18 protein-coding genes are annotated in these 18,294 nt (G+C 52.4%); 12 read left to right on the forward strand and 6 right to left on the reverse strand.

Annotated elements, in window-relative coordinates; all coding sequences use genetic code 11:
• The first annotated feature begins 1 nt into the window (after nt 1).
• Both EBB79_RS19415 and EBB79_RS19420 read left to right on the forward strand, forming a co-directional pair.
• Nucleotides 2-1,537 (forward strand): COG3904 family protein, encoded by a 1,536-nt coding sequence (locus EBB79_RS19415; RefSeq protein ID WP_127750470.1) that lies wholly within the window; start codon nt 2-4, stop codon nt 1,535-1,537.
• A complete protein-coding gene (locus tag EBB79_RS19420; RefSeq protein WP_127750471.1) occupies nt 1,531-2,757 on the forward strand; it encodes a caspase family protein in 1,227 nt (408 codons plus the stop codon). Before EBB79_RS19415 ends, EBB79_RS19420 begins: the two co-directional genes overlap by 7 nt.
• A gap of 16 nt (nt 2,758-2,773) precedes the next feature.
• On the opposite strand, the gene EBB79_RS19425 is transcribed toward EBB79_RS19420, so the two are convergent.
• Nucleotides 2,774-3,442, reverse strand: a complete 669-nt coding sequence (locus EBB79_RS19425; protein WP_164860845.1) for an OmpA family protein — start codon at nt 3,440-3,442, stop codon at nt 2,774-2,776.
• Between the two features lie 132 nt (nt 3,443-3,574).
• Between EBB79_RS19425 and EBB79_RS19430 the strand changes: the two genes are divergently transcribed.
• Both EBB79_RS19430 and EBB79_RS19435 read left to right on the forward strand, forming a co-directional pair.
• Nucleotides 3,575-5,197: a hypothetical protein gene (locus EBB79_RS19430; protein ID WP_127750473.1), complete on the forward strand. Its 1,623-nt coding sequence runs from the start codon at nt 3,575-3,577 to the stop codon at nt 5,195-5,197.
• Between the two features lie 85 nt (nt 5,198-5,282).
• Complete coding sequence (locus tag EBB79_RS19435; protein WP_127750474.1) at nt 5,283-6,701, forward strand: COG3904 family protein; 1,419 nt, start codon at nt 5,283-5,285, stop codon at nt 6,699-6,701.
• Between the two features lie 27 nt (nt 6,702-6,728).
• Here EBB79_RS19435 and EBB79_RS19440 read toward each other — a convergent pair whose 3' ends face one another.
• The 3 genes from EBB79_RS19440 to EBB79_RS25670 all read right to left on the reverse strand — a co-directional run bounded on the left by EBB79_RS19440 (nt 6,729) and on the right by EBB79_RS25670 (nt 9,162).
• A complete protein-coding gene (locus tag EBB79_RS19440) occupies nt 6,729-7,031 on the reverse strand; it encodes a hypothetical protein (protein WP_127750475.1) in 303 nt (100 codons plus the stop codon).
• A 578-nt stretch (nt 7,032-7,609) separates the two neighbouring features.
• On the reverse strand, nt 7,610-8,698 hold the full coding sequence (locus tag EBB79_RS19445; RefSeq protein WP_127750476.1) for a tyrosine-type recombinase/integrase: 1,089 nt from the start codon (nt 8,696-8,698) through the stop codon (nt 7,610-7,612).
• 374 nt (nt 8,699-9,072) lie between these two features.
• Nucleotides 9,073-9,162, reverse strand: a complete 90-nt coding sequence (locus EBB79_RS25670; protein ID WP_127750477.1) for a hypothetical protein — start codon at nt 9,160-9,162, stop codon at nt 9,073-9,075.
• A 9-nt stretch (nt 9,163-9,171) separates the two neighbouring features.
• Between EBB79_RS25670 and EBB79_RS19455 the strand changes: the two genes are divergently transcribed.
• Complete coding sequence (locus tag EBB79_RS19455; RefSeq protein ID WP_127750478.1) at nt 9,172-9,525, forward strand: Arc family DNA-binding protein; 354 nt, start codon at nt 9,172-9,174, stop codon at nt 9,523-9,525.
• A 467-nt stretch (nt 9,526-9,992) separates the two neighbouring features.
• Here EBB79_RS19455 and EBB79_RS25675 read toward each other — a convergent pair whose 3' ends face one another.
• Both EBB79_RS25675 and EBB79_RS19465 read right to left on the reverse strand, forming a co-directional pair.
• Entirely contained in the window at nt 9,993-10,223 is a 231-nt protein-coding gene (locus EBB79_RS25675) for an ankyrin repeat domain-containing protein (protein WP_127750479.1), read from the reverse strand.
• 527 nt (nt 10,224-10,750) lie between these two features.
• On the reverse strand, nt 10,751-11,665 hold the full coding sequence (locus EBB79_RS19465; protein WP_127750480.1) for a LysR family transcriptional regulator: 915 nt from the start codon (nt 11,663-11,665) through the stop codon (nt 10,751-10,753).
• Nucleotides 11,666-11,810: 145 nt separating this feature from the next.
• Between EBB79_RS19465 and EBB79_RS19470 the strand changes: the two genes are divergently transcribed.
• The 7 genes from EBB79_RS19470 to EBB79_RS19500 all read left to right on the forward strand — a co-directional run bounded on the left by EBB79_RS19470 (nt 11,811) and on the right by EBB79_RS19500 (nt 18,254).
• Nucleotides 11,811-12,740 carry a VOC family protein gene (locus EBB79_RS19470; protein ID WP_127750481.1) on the forward strand — a complete coding sequence of 310 codons (930 nt, stop codon included), beginning with the start codon at nt 11,811-11,813 and terminating at the stop codon, nt 12,738-12,740.
• Nucleotides 12,741-12,754: 14 nt separating this feature from the next.
• The gene (locus EBB79_RS19475; RefSeq protein WP_127750482.1) at nt 12,755-13,381 is read left to right on the forward strand and encodes an alpha/beta hydrolase; all 627 of its coding nucleotides are present in this window, start codon (nt 12,755-12,757) and stop codon (nt 13,379-13,381) included.
• Nucleotides 13,382-13,709: 328 nt separating this feature from the next.
• Nucleotides 13,710-14,528: a DUF5020 family protein gene (locus EBB79_RS19480; protein ID WP_127750483.1), complete on the forward strand. Its 819-nt coding sequence runs from the start codon at nt 13,710-13,712 to the stop codon at nt 14,526-14,528.
• 58 nt (nt 14,529-14,586) lie between these two features.
• Nucleotides 14,587-15,819, forward strand: coding sequence for a hypothetical protein (locus EBB79_RS19485; RefSeq protein WP_127750484.1), 1,233 nt, complete (start codon nt 14,587-14,589; stop codon nt 15,817-15,819).
• On the forward strand, nt 15,819-16,622 hold the full coding sequence (locus EBB79_RS19490; protein WP_127750485.1) for an Ig-like domain-containing domain: 804 nt from the start codon (nt 15,819-15,821) through the stop codon (nt 16,620-16,622). The genes EBB79_RS19485 and EBB79_RS19490 overlap by 1 nt, the downstream gene beginning before the upstream one ends.
• Before the next feature lie 8 nt (nt 16,623-16,630).
• On the forward strand, nt 16,631-17,329 hold the full coding sequence (locus tag EBB79_RS19495) for a pirin family protein (protein ID WP_127750486.1): 699 nt from the start codon (nt 16,631-16,633) through the stop codon (nt 17,327-17,329).
• Between the two features lie 10 nt (nt 17,330-17,339).
• Nucleotides 17,340-18,254, forward strand: a complete 915-nt coding sequence (locus tag EBB79_RS19500) for an MATE family efflux transporter (protein WP_238704955.1) — start codon at nt 17,340-17,342, stop codon at nt 18,252-18,254.
• The last annotated feature ends 40 nt before the right edge of the window (nt 18,255-18,294 follow it).

Consider the following 18,294-nt stretch of genomic DNA (forward strand, 5'->3'; position numbering starts at 1 on the left):
TATGTCCTGCCATAAAATGCGCCACCACCTGGCCGCCGTTTTACTTGTCATCGCTGCCCCCGTTGGCGCGGCAGAATTCAAGGTTTTTCCTCCGGCCTGGGACGACCCGGGTTTCATTGCCCTGCCCTTTGCAGCACAACGCGACAGTGACCCGCGCTCGGCTGAATGCCGAATTTTGATGACAGGGCAGATCAAAGGCGATGACCTTGCCAAACTGCAACAGATCACCGGCATGCCCTGGAATGGTGAAGGTGACGCCCCAGCTGAATCACACGCCCTGGAAGGCGCCACCCTGTGCCTCGACAGCCCAGGTGGCAGCATCGAAGTTGCGCTCAAAATGGCGCAGCACCTCTTGGACAGCAGATCCGGCATAGCGACTAAAGTTCTGCAGAATGACCTCTGCGTCTCTGCCTGCTCGGCAATATTCATGGCGGGCAGTACCTTCTTTGAAGGTGAGAGCTATGAGACAACCCTAACCCGAGAGCTGCAGCCAGGGGCAAGACTGGGGGTCCATGCCCCGTCGTTACAACTGTCCAAGAGCGGCAGCTATTCCGGGGAGCAGATCTCCAAGTCGTTTAACCTGGCCCTGATGGCCGCCCGACAGGCCTTTGACTTTAGCAACCAGACCGACAGTGCGGGCACCCCTATCATTGCGCCTTATGTCTTTGCCCGCTTTCTGGAAACCCCGCCCGAAGACATGTATTTCTTCGATACAGTAGGTGATGCCCTACTGGGTGGCTTTGATGTTTCCGGGTATGACGCAAGGGTGCGACTGGATGAAACTCTGGCGCGCACCATCTGCGACAATGTTTTCATGCTGGATCAGGGCATGTTCTCTTGGGCCCTCGGCCCGACCTGGAAATCAGGCGAGCTGCTCTCAGCCAAAGAAACAGCGCAAGAATTTCGCCGCATGTTCCCGGACAAAGGCCGCGGCAGATGGCTGGCCCCGGTGTTCGAAGACTCTGCTTTTGTAGATCAAGCAGAAATCCATAATGGCCATTTTTATGGCCGCGCAGCAGGATACCCCACTGGATACCCCTATGACGTTTTGGACTGCATGGTTCGGATCGAACATGCCCAACCCCTAGGCGCGTTCAAGGTTCTGCAATCGCTCGAACGCTCAAATGACAACGATCCCATATTCTGGGACATTGAAGTACGGGTCAGCCCGCCACCGTTAAGTGGCGGCGAACAAACCCCGTCCGAAGCCTGGGAAACCGCCATCGCAGAAGATCGGATCAGCGCGGGATATTCCAAATACTCCTGGCTGATCGCTTACCCTTTTGAAATGGCTTTGGCCGACTTGCCGCAGCCAGACACTGCCCCGGTTGCGCAACAGGACGCCGCGCTGAGTTGTGATGCGCTATGGCATCGCCGCAACCAGCTTTTCTACGAAAATGGCTATTGCTTTGGCGGGACACGTGGAATTGCGACTTTTGGCAACGACAATTGCTACACTAAAGAGCCGGATTTAAGCCCCGCTGAGGCGGATGAGATTGCCCGGATAAAACAAATGGAAAGAGATCAGGCATGTTGACCACAGTGTTTTTTCGAAAGTACCTATGCTGGCTGGCGGCCATTTTTTGCGCTTCAGTCCTGCCCCTGCAGGCACAGGCTGGTGGTCGCTATGCCCTGCTGATCGGCAACCAGACTTACGAGCATGGCGGCACGCTGAGTAATCCAGTCAATGACACTGCGCTTCTGGAGCAAAGTTTTGCTGCCATGGGGTTCGAGGTGGAAACTCTGACCGACGCCACTCAAGATGTACTGGGGGACGCAATCGATCGGCTGTCAGAGCGCTATGGTTCAGCGGACACGGTGGCGGTTTACTACTCCGGGCATGGGCTGCAAAAAGATGGCCGCAACTTTCTGGTGCCAGTGGACGCGCGCATCACCAGCTCAGCGTCCATCGAGCGCGAGACCATCTCAATGGATAGCCTGATCGAGGTGCTAAAGCCCTTTCCTATCAGCATGATTTTTCTCGATGCCTGCCGCGACAACCCCTTTGCCGCCAATCTTCAAGCCGGGACATCAGTGACCAAAAGCGTGGCGCAAACCCGTGGCTTGGCGGTGATGCGTGCCGAGGGCGATATGCTGATCACCTATGCCACCCTGCCCAATACCACCGCCAGCGACGGCATGGGAAATAACTCACCGTTTGCCAGCGCCCTGGCCCGCCACATCCGCACTCCGGACACCGAGATTTCGGTGCTGATGAAACGGGTCACCGGGGATGTGGTGGCGGAAACACGTGGTCAGCAACGGCCACAGCAGATCTCGCAGATGCAGACTGAATTCTATTTCAAGCGCACGCCCAACCCCACGACGATAACCGATCCACTGCGCGCATTGCTTGCAGTTTATCCGCAGCAGGTTACCGCAGGAGAAGAGGTGTCGGTGGTGGCGGATGTGCCACCCTCCTGTACGCCTTTCTTCGCTGATTTTGCCCCAGATGGGCATCTGACGCCGATTCCCCTGCAGTTTTTCAAATCCATTGCGCTCTCAAATGGGCAGATTCGCTATGAAATCTCACCCGGCTCGCGCTTTGGGCTGATGATTCAAGAGACCGATGCACTGGGCACTCACCAGCTCGGACTAGTGTGCGAACCCAAGGAAATTGGCGGGGACAAAGCAGCGGTGCGCACGGTCATGGCAGAGGTCGCCACGAAAGTTAAGGCCGGAGAGCTTGCGGGTTTTGTGACCACAGGCGGTTACGAACCTGTGGAGTATCGCTTTGAACGCTTCACTATCCAGTAAGTCCTGAATTACCCGCTCAACGCGGTAGCAGCACCAGTTGCACCCGGCGATTTTGGCCGCTTAACGGATCGCCCGGTGTTTTCAACCGCGAGAACCCCATACCCGTGGCCAGTGTGCGGTCCGCCTGCAATCCACCCAGCCCGCGCACCAGTGCTGCAACGCTTTCTGCCCGACGGGCTGACAGATCTTCGTTATAGGCCGCCGATCCCTTGGCATCTGTATGACCAAGGAACAAAAACCGGTACGCGTCGAAGCGTTCAGATTTCAGCAGCGCCGCAAGATCCGCCAATTGCGAAAGTTGATCACCACGCACACTGTCTGAATTGTAATCAAACAGGATCTCCATATCGACCGAAGGCAGTGGTTCCGTTGCAGTGCTGGCAGCCTGACCCCCAGTAGAGGAAACCTGCTGTGTGACCTCTTCACGGTCGATAATCGCAAGGTTCACCACATCCTCCAGCGAGAACGTAGACCCTGATTGATAATCTGCGCTGGTGCAGTTGGCAGGATCGGTCAGGCAAGTCTCCAGCTCAGACGAGGGCGCAGCACTGGCCCCCGGCACAGCCTGTGCCTCGACAGCTGGTGTTTCAGGTTCCAAAGCAAAACTCTCAAGCGTAATCGTCGACTGGGCAAAGGCTTGAGAAGCAGAAAAAGCGATCAAAATCGAGAGAATGTTTGTGTTCATAACTGAAATCATCATGGTTGTTGCAAAGTCATATTAGCTTAGACCTCCATCTTGAGAAAGAAAACAAATCTTTACCTTTGTTGGTTGGGCAGGTCTCGCGGCTGAATGATGCGTTAGAGGAATGTTGAACTGATGAAGTGTCTGAGAATGCTACTGCGCCCTTTGGCGCTGATGTGCCTGTTAGCCCTGCCCGCAACCGCCGCCGATATTACATTGATGGACCGCAATCCTGTTCTGTCGCACGATTACCTGTCTGGCTGGCGCTTTGACGAAGGAATATTTGGCCGGGACGTACTGCACTATCTGGGCTGTGAAACCCTGGCCTGCGCCGCAACCAAATCGCAGGCTGATTTGGCCAAGGCCAAACCTCAGGCCGGTCTCCGCGACGGAATGTTCCAAAACCTTGGCGGCGCTGTGTCGATCGGGGAGATATTTGACAGCCTTGCCAACACTGCCCTCATGCTGTCGCAAGTCATCAAAATAAGTGGTCCCATCGTGCCCGGCGATGTTGATCGGCTTAAGGAATTTGTCGAAGACAACGGATTGATGAACTGTAGTGAGCCGGGCTTTTGCCCCTATAACACGGTTATCGCATTGGATAGTCCCGGCGGACATTTGCAGGCTGCACTGGAAATCGCGCACTACGTGCAGCAGAACAATTTTGTCACTTTGTTACAGAAAGATGCGGTTTGCGCATCCGCCTGTTCGATGATCTTCCTCAGCGGCTATACCACTTACGAAGGTGTATTTTTCCCCCGCCGGTTTGCCCATGACACCGCCCGATTGGGTCTGCACAAGCCGTCTTTATACGTGCCACCGCGCAGCTATTCAGCTGACCAAATGAACGAAATGCAAGACATCATTAACACCACTCTCAACGACGTGGTCGAGGTCTTTGTCGGTGCAAAAGTCGAAATTGATATCTTACAAGAGATGTACAAGACCAAGCCGAAAGAAATGTATTACCTGACCACTCCTGAAATGGAGAGTATCGGGCGGGTCTTTCACAGCCCGGGTGCAGGTCGCTTTGCTCCGACACGTGCACAGGCACTGACCCTTTGCGCTGAAGACTACAAAGCGCGCTATGGCCGTTATGAGCCACAATTGCTGCGCACCATGGCCAGTGGGCAGGATGTTTTTATCACCTATGTGCCGCGTAGTGACTATGCCTGCTACGGGGCACGGCAAGAGGGACAATGGGTCTACGAAATTTGCACACCTTCGGGCAGTCGACCCGACCAGTTTGATCGCCTTGCTTGCCAACTGTTTCGATGCGCTGCTGACATGGATGGTACCATGGAAAATTGTGGCAGCGCCGCTGACGTTCACAACAACGACAACCTGGGCGACGCATTAAAAGACTTACGCAATTCGCAACTGCTCCGGTTGGTGAATGACACTCTCAGAAGCCCTTATCGAAGCAATAGCATTGCCTGCACCAGAACAGGGGAATGTGCATATAAACCGCTTAAGCCGGTCCCGGCCTGGGTGACCAAAGCACCTGTGCCACAAACATATTGTGGTCAGGTGGACATGCGGTCACCGGTCAATTTGAAACGCCTCCAACACGCGTTGAACGCCAACGGTATGAACGTCGGCACACCTGACGGCAGTATTGGCCCCAAGACGCTGGGCGCGATTGGAACCGCGAACAAACGTTTCTTGGGGACTGACAGTCAATGGGCACAACCTGAGCTTCTGCTGGCACTCGGCATACCGCAGGACGAGGTCAACAACGCACTTATTTGCAATTAGGACTTAGTAGAACACCATGATGAGCTTATTTATTCTACCCGGCTTGAGACGCGGGCTGTGCCAGGCGATGGGCTTGGGTTTGGGAATGCTTTTTACCACAGGGGCACAGGCCGCCGATTTTTCACCGGGCGGCGACCCTTCGATGGACTGCCTGCTGCAAATGACCGGTGTGATCGAGACAGGCGACACTGAAAAACTGAACGTCGCTTTGAAGACAGTTTTGAATAGTCCCCCATCCGCGATCAACGGAAAAAGCTACAATAGTATAGTCAACGACGGAGACCCTGCACGGATCTGCCTCGACAGCCCGGGCGGTTCGCTGAGTGAAGCGTTGAAGATGGCGGACCTTCTTTACAGCTACGACGCGGTACACGGTTGGTCGCAGGAAACGGGCTGGATTAGCAAGCTGGGCACAGCAGTACCTGCAAACGCAGCCTGTGAATCTGCCTGCGCAGTCTTCTTTCTGTCAGGAGGAATCGACACCGAATCCGATGCCGGACGCATGCCAAACAGGGTTTTGCATGCTAAAGGGCGACTGGGCTTTCACTCTGCATCGCTGGAGGTCCCAGATGGGAACTACAATGCCGACTCTGTCAACAAAGCCTTCAAAGTGGCTTTGCAATCCATGTCCCAACTGACTGACCGACAGACCGTGCTCAGGCTGAGGCCCTCGTTGCTTGCCAGGATTCTGGCAACGCCACCGGACCAGATGCACTACCTGGAAACGGTTGGCGAAGCTGTTGAATGGAATATTGAGATCGCGGGTTTGCCGCGGCTGAAAGAAGCCAGCCGCAAAAACGTGGCCATTGCCTGCAACCACATGCAGCGCCGTCATGCAGCCCAAGATGGCTCCGCTTTTCCCGGTTTTTATCACCATGATGTTGGCCTGGGGCGCTGGACCGAAGAATATAGTCAGATCTGGAGTATGGAGTCGGCCTTCGAGAGCTTCAAAGCAACCGAGTATGGGCTGGAATTCACCAGTATTAACGCGATGGGCAGTACCATACTGTGTGAAGGGTCTTACAGTTTTGAAACTCAGAATGGCGTGATGAAGTCGGAAAACACCCAGGCTTGGTACGGCAGCGCCGAGAACCATTGGCTGTTCCCGTCAAGTATTCGGTTCAAAGAACTACTAAGTCTTGGCGGAAGTGACACTGTCATCGCGCCGGATGTTCTGATCCGTGATCGGAAAACCATCGGCGCCAACCGGTGCCTGGTGTTTTCGAAAGAGACAAAACTGGATGACGATCCCTGCCAGTTGGAAACCCATGAGAAGATCTCAGCCGGGCTTGGACAGGACGGCATGGTTCTGCGCTTTATCTGGCCCTCGGGTGCGGTCACGGTGGTGGAAACACAAAACCAAACCACCTCATCAGACCCGAGCCTGCAAATCAACGGCACAACAGCTTATGGGGAATATCCCGGAAACTTTGGGCTGGATGTCAGCCAATTCAAATGCATCATGAACCCAGCCACCGAGCGGGTCTTCTGCTATCAAACATAAAGGAACTCAGCCTTAGCAGTCCTAAGCTTAGTCGAAACAAGGCAAGCGCACACCGCTGAAATCCGTCGAACAGGCGAATGCCTTGGTGATTTCGTTTTCGTCGGGGCGAATGTCTTTGCCGGGGTGGTTGTATTCGACTCTCAGCACATAGCTATGATTGCCTTGCAGAAAACCTGCCCAGTAAAAGGCATCCCCGGCTGTGCCGTAATGCCCGCTCCGCACAAAGGAATTATCAAAATTGCGCGCTAAAGCGAGATCGATAAATGGACCATCTGCGTCCTCTTTGAGATCGCGATATAGCTGCGCGGTGCCAACGCGTTCAGTAATCACGACATCGCCGTATATCCAGCTTCGGGCGTCGGCAGAGTCGTATAGACGTTTTGCCGTTGCCTCTGGACCGGAGGGGCATCGACCCCGTCACAGTGCCATAGCGCTCAGACGCGATATAATCCGTAATGCTGTCAGGAAGGTCCGTCAGATCTGCGCCAGCCGGCATCATGAAATGGTTGAGGCACGGGCGATAACTTCAGGCAAACTGCCGCCAGGATGATCAAGCGACACAACAGCCCGCAGGCCACTGCCATCGGGGCCGCATTCCTCAACTGAGCACCCAGGCACACGCACCAACGCAGTCCTGATTTTTCCAACATCACCTTAAAGGCCCCCCTCCAGACACAAAAACGGTATCGGTTTTAATCAAGTCTGTTTAGGCGCCATTGCGACGCCAGCTTCCAAAGTGCCAGGGAGATGCAATTGTGTCAGCGCCTCACCTTCAGTTCCTAAGGTCAACTGGCAGACAATGGCCAGCATAACACGCTGAAAGAAATGGTGACCCCGATTGGATTCGAACCAATAACCTGCCCCTTAGGAGGGAGTCATTCATCATCTTATTTACCTTTCTGCTTCAGTTACTTAGGTGAATTTGTGGTATTGCGTTGTACGTGTCCTGTACGGATCTGCTCCCTGATTTCAGCCTCATCCGCTTTAACATGTGCGTAAATTTGATCCTGTAGGGAGACGCTTTTCCAGCGACCAGCAGCTGCCGCAGTCACGGGGTCAGCACCTTGATTGACACGCAATTCGGTATAAAATCCATGGCGCCCAGCCGGATGTGCAGAGATGTAAGGAATACCTGCAGCCCTGCAAATCGTTTTCCAACGCGAGTTGTACCCAGTTGAGCTTCCGTATCCGAAAACGCGCGGCTCCATTTTACAGCCAAGCTTGCGATTGTGCGGGCGTTTCGGTGGCAGGTTGGCCAGTTCGACCATCATGCCTTGAGAAATTGCCACCCATTGCGCTTGGTGACCTTTTGCTGCTTTCAGAAAGACCTTGCGGCTCACTAAGTCCAAATCGTTCGGAGTCAGGGAAATCGCCTGATCAATCCGGGCTGCAGTCTCGAACATGAACCGCACCAAAGCGGCGTTGTAGATGTCGGCGTGTTCACAAAACTTCTCGATCCACTGGCGGTCAGCTGGCTTGCGTTCCATCCGGCTCTGTTTACCGCGTAGGATGTCTTGGTCGATCCGTTCCTTCTCGCTGTAGCGTTTGACCCGGATTGGGGGGCACTTCCCCAGATCATGAGCGTTATTAATTACCGCCCTAATAGGGGTCACGACTTCGCGCCACATCGTGTCAGTCGCAACATTGGGTTTGAGGGTGTAACCGAGGTCTCTTAGGTACTTCCCGGTGATGCTGGCGACTGGTTGGCGGCAAAACTCGTCGCTAAGAGCTTTAACAACCCTGATAAGCGCCTTCAGTTCAGTTGGTTTAGCGTTGTAGATCTGGATCGCCGCGCCCATCGTCAGTTGCTCCGCTTCTTCGCCAAGGAGGTGACGACGCCTTTGCCGGTCCGTTTCGATTTGGATCCATTCGACCGCACCTTGCTTTGAAGATGATCCAGTAGATCTTCGGTAGTAACCGGTGATTGGCAGCCCTTCGTATTCGACCCGGCCCTTGACCCACCATTTGCTTCCTCGGGGATAGACTTCGAGTGGCATTGCTGATCCTCCATGAACATGTTGTCCAGTTGCTCCGGTAGGATAAGGGTAGCATCCCCTAGCTTGCCGCGCTCTTTCAGCTTGTTGGCCTTTTCTTTGATCGTCCTTGATGAAACTTCAAACCCGCGTTCGCATAGGATCGCCGCCCATTCCTCAGGTGTCTTGCCGTGGTCGAGAAATCTGGAACCTGTGGGGACGGGAGCGGTCATGATCGGCTACCGTGCTCTTTCATGTAAACAGACGCATGTCTGATATAATCATCACCAATGAAACCTTGCGGATATCTTCGGCATAGGCTTGAGCGATTCCCCGATCAATGCCGACGCGAGGCTGGGTGCCCCCTTCCCGAATGATTTGTGCAATTGCATGAAGGGTTACGATTTCGCCTTCTCCTGCGAGGCTTGCCCAGCATCCACCTCCGGCTCAACCGTCTGCTTCAGCCGTTGAATAATCTCACTATTCAATGATCGGCCATGTCAGCGAAAAGCGAATTCCCAAGCGACAAACAGGACAAGTACGTCCTTCGCTTCCCCGACGGGATGCGCGACCGCATCAAAGCGGCGGCGGCTGAAAACAATCGCTCAATGAATGCCGAAATCGTTGCGACTCTTGAAGAAAATTATCCTTCCATCCCATCGTTGGAGGAGCTCATGAAGATTCTTGAGGATCTATCCGGCCAACTTGGCAAGATGGAACAAGGTCCGGAATGGGCCGAGGCGTCCAACAATTTCATCGAACTGATTGATGCAATAAGGGGGCGTATCCACACTTTTACAGACGATGAGGTGCATCAAACTTACAAAACTATTACCCGTACCGACGACTAACCTCACCGTCAGTAAGCGGTGATCTGGGCAGGCCATTGCGGAGACCAGATCTCAAACGTGGCAATTTTCCGATCTGGGTGGCGATATTGACTGCCAACGCCCCGCACCCCGTTAGATACTCCTGTGGTCACCTCAGACACTCCAATCGCACTGGCGCTGGCTGAGCAGAACAACAGGCACCTAGAAAATCGTGTCGCAGACTTAGAAACACGTTTGACAGAGATGAAGGAAGAGCGAGATACATCCCAGCAGGAAGCACGCGAGGACAGACATCGGGTCGTGGCATTACTAGAGGACCGTCGCCCAAGATCACTGTGGTCCCTCTTCAAAGGGAAATAAGTTCCACCTGTGAATCTGGTGCTTGGGCTGAGACTTAGCCAGGAGATGAGGTTGCGTTCGTCATGCAATCTCATTTGTATTGCGCATCATTCAGTCGCCAATACAGGCAGGAGCCCAGTTTATCCTCGTCAGCGATGGCGAAGGGTGTTCCAAATCGGCCCTTTATGCTGCCGTCTGCTCCGGCGTAGAGTAGAAGCGCGACGTTTCCCTCCGATCGCAGTATGCAGAGCTGTGTGGCCATGCTCGCCACCACGTGCGTTGACGTCCGCTCCGGCGTCGAGCAGCGCTTCAATGTTTTCCGACGATCCAGAGGAAGCCGCACGATGCAGGGAGGTGTTGCCCTCTTCCCGCGCGAGCACGAATTGGTTTCGAAATGCGGCAAAACCTCTATTCCCAGCACCTCCAGCTGCCGTTCGTGCCCAGTGCGTCTAACGGCAGGTACCAGCCCCAAAGCGGTCATGGTCTCAAATTTGCCCAGCTCAAAAGCGGTCTTTCAAATTCGGTTGACTAAAGGTCCGCTGAGCGGAACTTACCTGACATTTGAGCTCACGCATATTACTGACACAGCATCCCCCCACATGTGCAGAAATCCAATTTCTATTACGCAGTGAAGTTAAATAAATAGCCACCCACACTCATTCGAGTCGATAGAAGACAAACTTTGGTCTTCCAGAACAAATCCGGTGAACTTCAGGATCGCAGTAATTTAACGAGTTCACTATGCGCATCCTGAATTGGGTTCACCTGGCGGATACCTAATGAGACTCACCAACAACCACTTTGAACGAGCCGCAAGTAGGGTCGACATAGCCAAGTAAGTGAAAAAGCTCCCGAGGACTGTTCCAGATTCAGAGTAGAAAGCTTAGTTTGTACTTACAGGAAACTTTTAGACATCGCTAAAGTCAAACCCGTCCAAGTCAGCCAAGAATGCTTCAAAGAAGTCGGTGAATGTCGCGACGAGTGGCGGGAACGCCTCATATGGCGGGTAGTAGAGGGACAACCAGAGGGGCTCGGCTGTCCAATCTGGGAGGACATGTTCGATCGATCCATTTTTGAGGCCCTGGCTAACAATGAATTCCGGTAGGACGGCTATGCCTGTGTCTGCCATAATCATTGAATAGAGAAAATTTCCATTATTTGAGATAAGGGAACTTCCAGCGGTTACTTTGCGCCTCATTGCTCCATTTCTCAGCTTCCATGTCTCGGCTTCTTTATTGTGCCCATAGGAAAGGCAGTTTTTACGATCCAGATTTTCGGGACTGTCAGGGCGTGGGTTGGTTTCAAAAAATACTTTGGATGCAACTACATGGCGCGGAATTTCACATATCTTTCGCCAGATCCCGGTCTTGTCTGTCAATGGCTCGGACAATCGGATTGCCAAGTCGCAGTTCTCTTCGAAGATATCGACAAACCGATCTGTCATAGAGATTACTAATTCGATATTGGGATAAGCTAGCTGGAAGCTATTCACTAGTCTCGGCATCAGGCCGATCCCAAAAGATAATGGAGCACTGATAATCAGCCTGCCACGATGTGGATGTGTCTCGCGTTCAAGTTCTTCTTTTATGCGATCGAACTCTTCGATCAGCGGGCGATAACGGGCGGCAACCAAAGCACCAGCAGAAGTGAGTGACACCCGCCGTGTTGTCCGTAGCAAAAGTTGTTGACCAAGGTCCTCTTCCAATCGAGCGATGATACGCGTGACCGTTGCTGGTGTCATACGCAAGGACTGCGAGGCCGCCGTGAAACTTTGGAGTGACGCAATTTCAAGAAAAACACGAATAGGCTTAAGGTTCAGCATACACTCATTATTGCATTCACGATAACAAAAAATGCAAGGTAATTATCATTCTAAAAGTAGTCGCCCTTCACTAAGCTTATAAGTCCGCCTTCAAAAGTTCCTTGCGAACCTGAAGGCCACATTTGTTAAGTGAGTAAATGGATACATGAAAAAGTACGTAAAGGGATTACATCACGTCACATCAATCGCAAATGACGCTTTTGAAAATAATCTGTTTTTTACTCAGACTTTGGCGATGAGACGCGTAAAAAAGACGGTGAACTTTGACTCTCCAGGGGTTTACCACCTCTACTACGGCGACAAAATTGGCACTCCCGGCTCAATCATGACCTATTTCCCCTTCCACGGCATACCGAAGGGCCAACGCGGAACGGGCGAAGTGGGTATTACCGAATTTGCAATCCCGAATGGCGCTCTCACCTATTGGAAAGAACGCCTTGTACATCTCGATGTCAGCGGTCTTTTCGAAACGAGTTTTCTTGGTGAAGCACGCTTGGAATTCAATGGACCCGACAAAGACAGATTTGCTTTCGTCGAGACCGATCATGCGGGGCGTACGCCGTGGTCTGGCTCAGTTGCCGATGAAGAAGTCGGCATTCTTGGCCTCAACGGTGTCCGACTTAGCTTGCGGGATTCGACGGCGACAGGTGAACTACTGACACTCTTGGGATACCAGAAAGTTGAGTCTACTGGTAACGTCGCTCGGTTTCGTATCATGGGAGGAAACCCCGCAAACACAATCGACCTTGAAGAGTTGCCAGCTTCCCAGCACGCGTTTCAAGGCGCTGGGTCAGTGCACCATATCGCATTTGCAGTTGAGGACCGCGCTGCTCAGCTCGAGGCACGCCGCGCACTGCTAGACGCAGGTTTACAGGTTACACCGGTGATTGACCGGGACTATTTTTGGTCGGTCTATTTTAGAGCCCCATGCGGAGTTTTGTTCGAAATTGCGACCAATGGACCAGGGTTTGATCGCGATGAAGATACCGCACATCTGGGTGAAAAACTGAAATTGCCAAGGCGATACCACCCCTATCGGGAACATATCGAGCGCAAACTGCCTCAACTTGTTTAAAGGGGCGGGAAGTTATGAGTATTGGTAGCTACTACGCATTGTCCGTTGCGCCCTCAGCAAATGCACCGTTGATTTTCGCTTTTCACGGTATAGGGGGAGACGAACGGCAGTTCTTTTCGTTCGCCCAGGTATTGGTGCCCGGAGCCGGTGTCATCTCCCCTCGTGGAGATGCATTGGAGATCGACCATCCCCGTTTTTTTCGCCGCTTGAGCGAAGGTGTCTTTGACATGGATGACCTCGCCTTGCGGACGAATAGAATGATTGATTTTCTTGCGGCCTGGGCAATGCGACACCCGAAATCCCCGGTCTACGGCTTTGGTTATTCTATCGGCGCAACCATTCTGACATCAGTCCTCATCAAGCAACCCAACCTGTTTGATCGAGTAGGTCTGCTGCATCCGGTCATTCCTTGGCAACTCACTTCGGCCCCGGATTTTGATGGTACTCATATCCTGATCACAGCCGGACGAAATGACCCAATTTGCCCCCTCCACATGACTGAACGACTGATCAACTGGGCCTCAGAGCAAGAGGCAATAGTTAAAACTGTGATTCATCATGGCGGACACGAGTTGCGCCGACAGGAAATTTCGGCGCTTTTGGCCCTGATGAACCCCTCATCTGAAATGAACAGCCTATGAGCCGTCGGTCGTTCTATGCGTCTTGTAACCGGCCTAAACAGAGGCTCAGCATTGGCATAGCTGTCGACCACTCAAGCAAATCATTGGCGTTCGATTTCAAGCAAATAATACCTCACAGGGAACCTTCTACCCTGCCTGTAAGCAAGCGCGCCGCGATTCCAATTTATTGGCCTTTGAACGAGTACGCGACCGGCTTGGATGCCGACCTTCTGTCTAGGTCTTTCGGCTTCATCACATCCAAGGAGACCACCGGTTCAACATCTCTTGTTGCCACAGAAAATCATGATTTGAACCACTTCCGAAGTAAATCATACGAAAGGTCTGAGACATGAAACCCGTCCCCAGTTGTCTTGATAGAAAGCAAGGAAGAGCGCCAAAGGCGACCGCGACTGTATTCTGTACTGGGCTGGTACTTTGCCTTTCTTCTGAAGCCGTACCAGCACAAAACGTTTCGACCACGGAAATCCAACTGCACTACGGAGACGGGTTTCACCTTGGCCGAAATGATGCCGGACGAACCTCGCGGTCAGTCGCTACGCTCGAACACTTCACCGCATCCGAAAATGGCGATGTGTTTTTCTTTGTTGATGGCTACTACGATTATGATGGCCTTCAAACTAACAAAAAGAGCGGTCACTATGGCGAAATTTATGGGCACTTGAGCGGCAAGGCTCTGGGGTTGAATTTCCAAGACAATAGTTTCGTAAAGGATATCGCCTTTGGGCTCGGTGTGAACCAGAGCGAAAACCTTACCATCGGATTGTTAGGCTCGCGCGCAACTTTCAATGTGCAAGGTTTTTCACTTCTGAGCCTCGGTCTATACGCCTACGAGACCATCAAAGATCCATTGGATCGCGATCTGGATACAACGTATCAGGCAACTCTGAGCTGGAAAGCTCCATTTGAGTTTGGCGGCCAGAATTTTACCGCCAAAGGCTTTGTCGATTTCATTGGAGACAGAGGGAATGGTGTCGACAACCAGATAGTGTTCTCGCCACAAATCCGGTGGGATGCGGGCCGCGCCATCGGTTGGCAACCAAACAGGTTCGATCTTGGCATCGAATATATCCATTTCAAAAACAAGTTCGGTGTCTCCGGTGTAACCGACAATTCACTCTCGATTTTTGCTGCTTTCAAACTGCACTGAACGATAAATATCATGTCCCGTATCGCGCAATAGCCAAACCAAAGCTAGGAGAAAGACCATGCCAAAATCAGTTCGAGGACCTCTTTTGGTGGCAGGAGTGCTTGCATTCTTAGCCTCTGAAACCGCTATGGCGCAGGGAGTCCGGCTTCAGTCGGCCGGTGCGTTGGCTTTTGACAATGGAAACGTTCTATTTGTTGGGGATACCAAGGCGGGTGTTGTTCACGCCTTCGCCCTGCCCGGTGAAACTCTGGAAGACCAAAGCGATTACCGATTGGGGCGGGCACAAAGCTTCGAAGGTCGTACACTTGTCCAAAACATAGACGCAAAAATTGGCGAAATGCTGGGCGTCACTGCAGAGGAAGTGGTGATCAACGATATGGTTGTACATAAGCCCACAGGCCAGATCTTTCTCTCCATTCACAAGGGACGTGGTCCGGATGCCGTTCCATTCATTGTGACGGTAGATCACGGCGTGCTTGAGAGGGTTGATTTGAGCATCGCAGATCATAGTTCAATCTCAATCGGGCCTATTAATAACGACGAAACGCTGGAGTTCGGGCAATCTCTGAACAATTTGGCAATTACTGATATCGACTATTATGACGGTGAGATTTTTGTAGCCGGTGTATCGAACGAAGAATTCGCGTCAAAGCTGCGACGAGTTCCTTTTCCGTTCACTAATGAGGTCAACACATCCTCGATTGAAATCTGGCACGCGGTGCACGCACAATTTGAAACACGCGCACCAATTATCACCCAAGACATCCGCGAACTGGACTCTGTACCAACGCTAATCGCAATTTATGCCTGCACCCCAATCGTACGTATACCTCTATCAGACTTGCAGGACGGCGCACAGGTTCGGGGTACAATGATCGGAGAAATGGGTTTTGGAAACACGCCCATTGATATCGTCAGCTTCACCAACCCAATGGACAACAGCGACTATATGCTGGTGACGAACACCAACCGCAGCGCTGCAATGATCTCGCTGCCAGCTATCGCTTCCGCTGACCCTATGCCGTTCGGTGAAGGTGTCGGGCCGGTCTTCTCGGTTGCTGGTGTCGAACAGTATCCTATGCCGATGAGTGGCACCTTGCATTTGGACCTGATTGACGAGCAATGGGCAGTCACCATTCGCCGTCACCCCGAAGAGCTGGGGCGAATCGACATGCACACGGTCCCAATCCCATTCTTCTTCGACCGCGCTGATCATGTGGTAGAGATGAACTGGGCTGATGGCCCTGATCCGTTCGGCTATAAGGGACTTCCACCCATCGAGTACAACTGATGAACTTTCTTGTTGGTCTAGCACGGCAAGCCATTTTTGCCGTGCTCCTTTTGGTCCCGGCTCAATCCCATGCGGAAGCGGGCTTGCACCTTTTGAACTATGCCCCTGCAAGCCCTACTGTTCCGGACAACATTCTGAGGATCTACCTCAGCTTTTCTCGCCCTATGGCGCGAGGGCAGGTTCGTGATGCAATCAGGCTTGTCCATAGTATCCAGGGTGAAGTGGAAAATCCGTTCCTCAATTTGGGAGTGGAATTGTGGGATGCCGACCAGCGGCGATTGACTCTCCTGTTTGATCCAGGCCGGATCAAACAGGGTGTGGGCCCAAATATTCAAGCCGGAGCTGCCCTCGTCGCTGGTCAAAACTATCAGCTGATCGTTGATGGCGGCATGAAGAGCGCTGCTGGCGTGGCTCTAGGCGAAACCAGGGTTATTTCCTATCAAGTGGTTGCTGCAGAACGACGGGCCATTTCACCTGGTGACTGGAGGCTTGAAGCACCGATGCATGACAGTCGCGAAATGTTGAAACTGACGTTTGATCGGCTGATCGATACTGCTGTATCCCGCCGGTTAATTCACATAGTTGGATCTGATGGCAACACCATTCCAGGTCATATCAAAAGTGACGGGCGTTCGTGGACATTCCAACCTTTCGGTTCATGGGGTGCCGGGCTCTATCGGGTGATTATTAGCCCTGCGCTGGAAGACATATCCGGCAATACAATTCGCGCGCCCTTCGATGCTAATTCAGGCACAATAGGGTCACAAACATCCCCAATGGAACTTACATTCTTAACTCGTTAGGAGGCTCAATGCCGCTGATTCATGACCGCAATTCACGCGGCCACACCAAAACTGGTTGGCTGGACAGCTTTCATACCTTTTCGATGGGTGGCTTCTATGATCCAAAACGGGTTCAACACAGAGCATTACGGGTCCTAAATGAAGACAGGGTGATCCCCGGTGCTGGTTTTGGGAAACATGATCACCAGGAAATGGACATCGTGACACTGGTGCTGAGTGGTGCGCTACGCCACGAAGATTCTCTGGGCAACGGATCCGTCATTCACCCCGGAGAAATCCAGTCCATGACGGCTGGCACCGGGATCACCCATTCTGAAATGAACGCCTCGGAGAGTGAGCAGGTTCATTTCTATCAAATCTGGATAATCCCGGATGAGACAGGCCTGTCTCCAAGTTACCAACAACGGCCCATTGATTTGATTGCAACGAAAAACACTCTTCACCCCATTGCGTGCGGGAGGGGCAGTGACGGAACTGTAAAGCTGCACAGTGATACAACCCTTCTAATGGCCGGCCTGACTGATGGTGCCAGTGTTCACTATCAATTCGAACCAGGTAGAGCAGGTTTTTTGCAGGTTGTTTCCGGGTTGATTTCCATTGATGGGAACCAATTCAAAGCAGGCGACGGGCTTCAATTTGAATCCACAGGACACTGTTCCGTGGACGCAGAGGAAGATGCCACTGTATTGCTCTTTGACCTTAAATGACGGGGCACACATGAGCACAACAGATACCGATGCAATTTTTACTCATGGCAGCCTAATGCGCCATGTGGCAGTGATGTCATTTACTTCAAGTATCGGCTTGATGGCCATATTTGCTGTTGATTTGATCGACATGATTTTCATCTCGATGTTGGGCAAAGACGCTCTGGCTGCGGCAGCAGGGTATGCCAGTACTCTGTTGTTTTTTACCAACTCAATCAGCATGGGCCTGTCCATAGCTGCGGGAGCACTTGTCTCAAAAGCTTTGGGACGCGGAAAATTGACCGAGGCCCGGGAATTTGCGACAAGTGTAGCCTTTTTCACGGCGATAACCGGTTGCGTTCTACCATTCTTCATCCTGCTTAATCTGGGTGCTTTGCTTGGTGTGCTTGGGGCGTCTGGAGTAGTGGCCGAACAGGCAAAAAGCTATTTGTGGATTAACATGCCCACAATGTCAGTGATTGGTGTGGCAATGACGGGAATGGCCGTTTTGCGCGCCTATGGTGATGCTCGCCGATCGATGTACTCAACGCTCTTGGGCGGTCTTGCCAATGCGGTGTTCGACGCAATTGGTATAACCAGACAACTGATCTTTCTGTTTTGCGGTCCGCTAGCATTGGTATCTTTCTTCAACGGTGCAATTTTTGCGGCTAACGCCACATTTAACAACCTTGGCCATCCACTGTATTCAGCTTGGATAAACTGGGGAAAAAACACGGTCGGCACTTTACCCTTCGTTCTAATAGGGGCTGCCTTCTGGGGGGCACCGGGTATTTTAGTAGGGCAAGCTGTGGGTGTGATTATCTTCTCTGTCATTGCAATCACATTGGCCATGAGAGTTGTTGCTGCCCCTTCGGAGAAATCAGTCAAACGACCGTTTTTGAAACACCACAGAAACCACATATTATGTAGTCAAGGTCGGTGGTGATCATCAAAAATAGACACCTCTACTGAGGCCCGTCTTTATG

The sequence above is a fragment of the Parasedimentitalea marina genome, from assembly GCF_004006175.1.
GTDB lineage: Bacteria > Pseudomonadota > Alphaproteobacteria > Rhodobacterales > Rhodobacteraceae > Parasedimentitalea > Parasedimentitalea marina.

Excerpts from the sequence above, each read along its gene's own strand:
- EBB79_RS19415 (WP_127750470.1), top strand. The coding sequence starts at position 2 with ATGTCCTGCCATAAAATGCGCCACCACCTGGCCGCCGTTTTACTTGTC.
- EBB79_RS19420 (WP_127750471.1), top strand. The coding sequence starts at position 1,531 with ATGTTGACCACAGTGTTTTTTCGAAAGTACCTATGCTGGCTGGCGGCC.
- EBB79_RS19425 (WP_164860845.1), bottom strand. The coding sequence starts at position 3,442 with ATGAACACAAACATTCTCTCGATTTTGATCGCTTTTTCTGCTTCTCAA.
- EBB79_RS19430 (WP_127750473.1), top strand. The coding sequence starts at position 3,575 with ATGAAGTGTCTGAGAATGCTACTGCGCCCTTTGGCGCTGATGTGCCTG.
- EBB79_RS19435 (WP_127750474.1), top strand. The coding sequence starts at position 5,283 with ATGCTTTTTACCACAGGGGCACAGGCCGCCGATTTTTCACCGGGCGGC.
- EBB79_RS19445 (WP_127750476.1), bottom strand. The coding sequence starts at position 8,698 with ATGCCACTCGAAGTCTATCCCCGAGGAAGCAAATGGTGGGTCAAGGGC.
- EBB79_RS19455 (WP_127750478.1), top strand. The coding sequence starts at position 9,172 with ATGTCAGCGAAAAGCGAATTCCCAAGCGACAAACAGGACAAGTACGTC.
- EBB79_RS19465 (WP_127750480.1), bottom strand. The coding sequence starts at position 11,665 with ATGCTGAACCTTAAGCCTATTCGTGTTTTTCTTGAAATTGCGTCACTC.
- EBB79_RS19470 (WP_127750481.1), top strand. The coding sequence starts at position 11,811 with ATGAAAAAGTACGTAAAGGGATTACATCACGTCACATCAATCGCAAAT.
- EBB79_RS19475 (WP_127750482.1), top strand. The coding sequence starts at position 12,755 with ATGAGTATTGGTAGCTACTACGCATTGTCCGTTGCGCCCTCAGCAAAT.
- EBB79_RS19480 (WP_127750483.1), top strand. The coding sequence starts at position 13,710 with ATGAAACCCGTCCCCAGTTGTCTTGATAGAAAGCAAGGAAGAGCGCCA.
- EBB79_RS19485 (WP_127750484.1), top strand. The coding sequence starts at position 14,587 with ATGCCAAAATCAGTTCGAGGACCTCTTTTGGTGGCAGGAGTGCTTGCA.
- EBB79_RS19490 (WP_127750485.1), top strand. The coding sequence starts at position 15,819 with ATGAACTTTCTTGTTGGTCTAGCACGGCAAGCCATTTTTGCCGTGCTC.
- EBB79_RS19495 (WP_127750486.1), top strand. The coding sequence starts at position 16,631 with ATGCCGCTGATTCATGACCGCAATTCACGCGGCCACACCAAAACTGGT.
- EBB79_RS19500 (WP_238704955.1), top strand. The coding sequence starts at position 17,340 with ATGAGCACAACAGATACCGATGCAATTTTTACTCATGGCAGCCTAATG.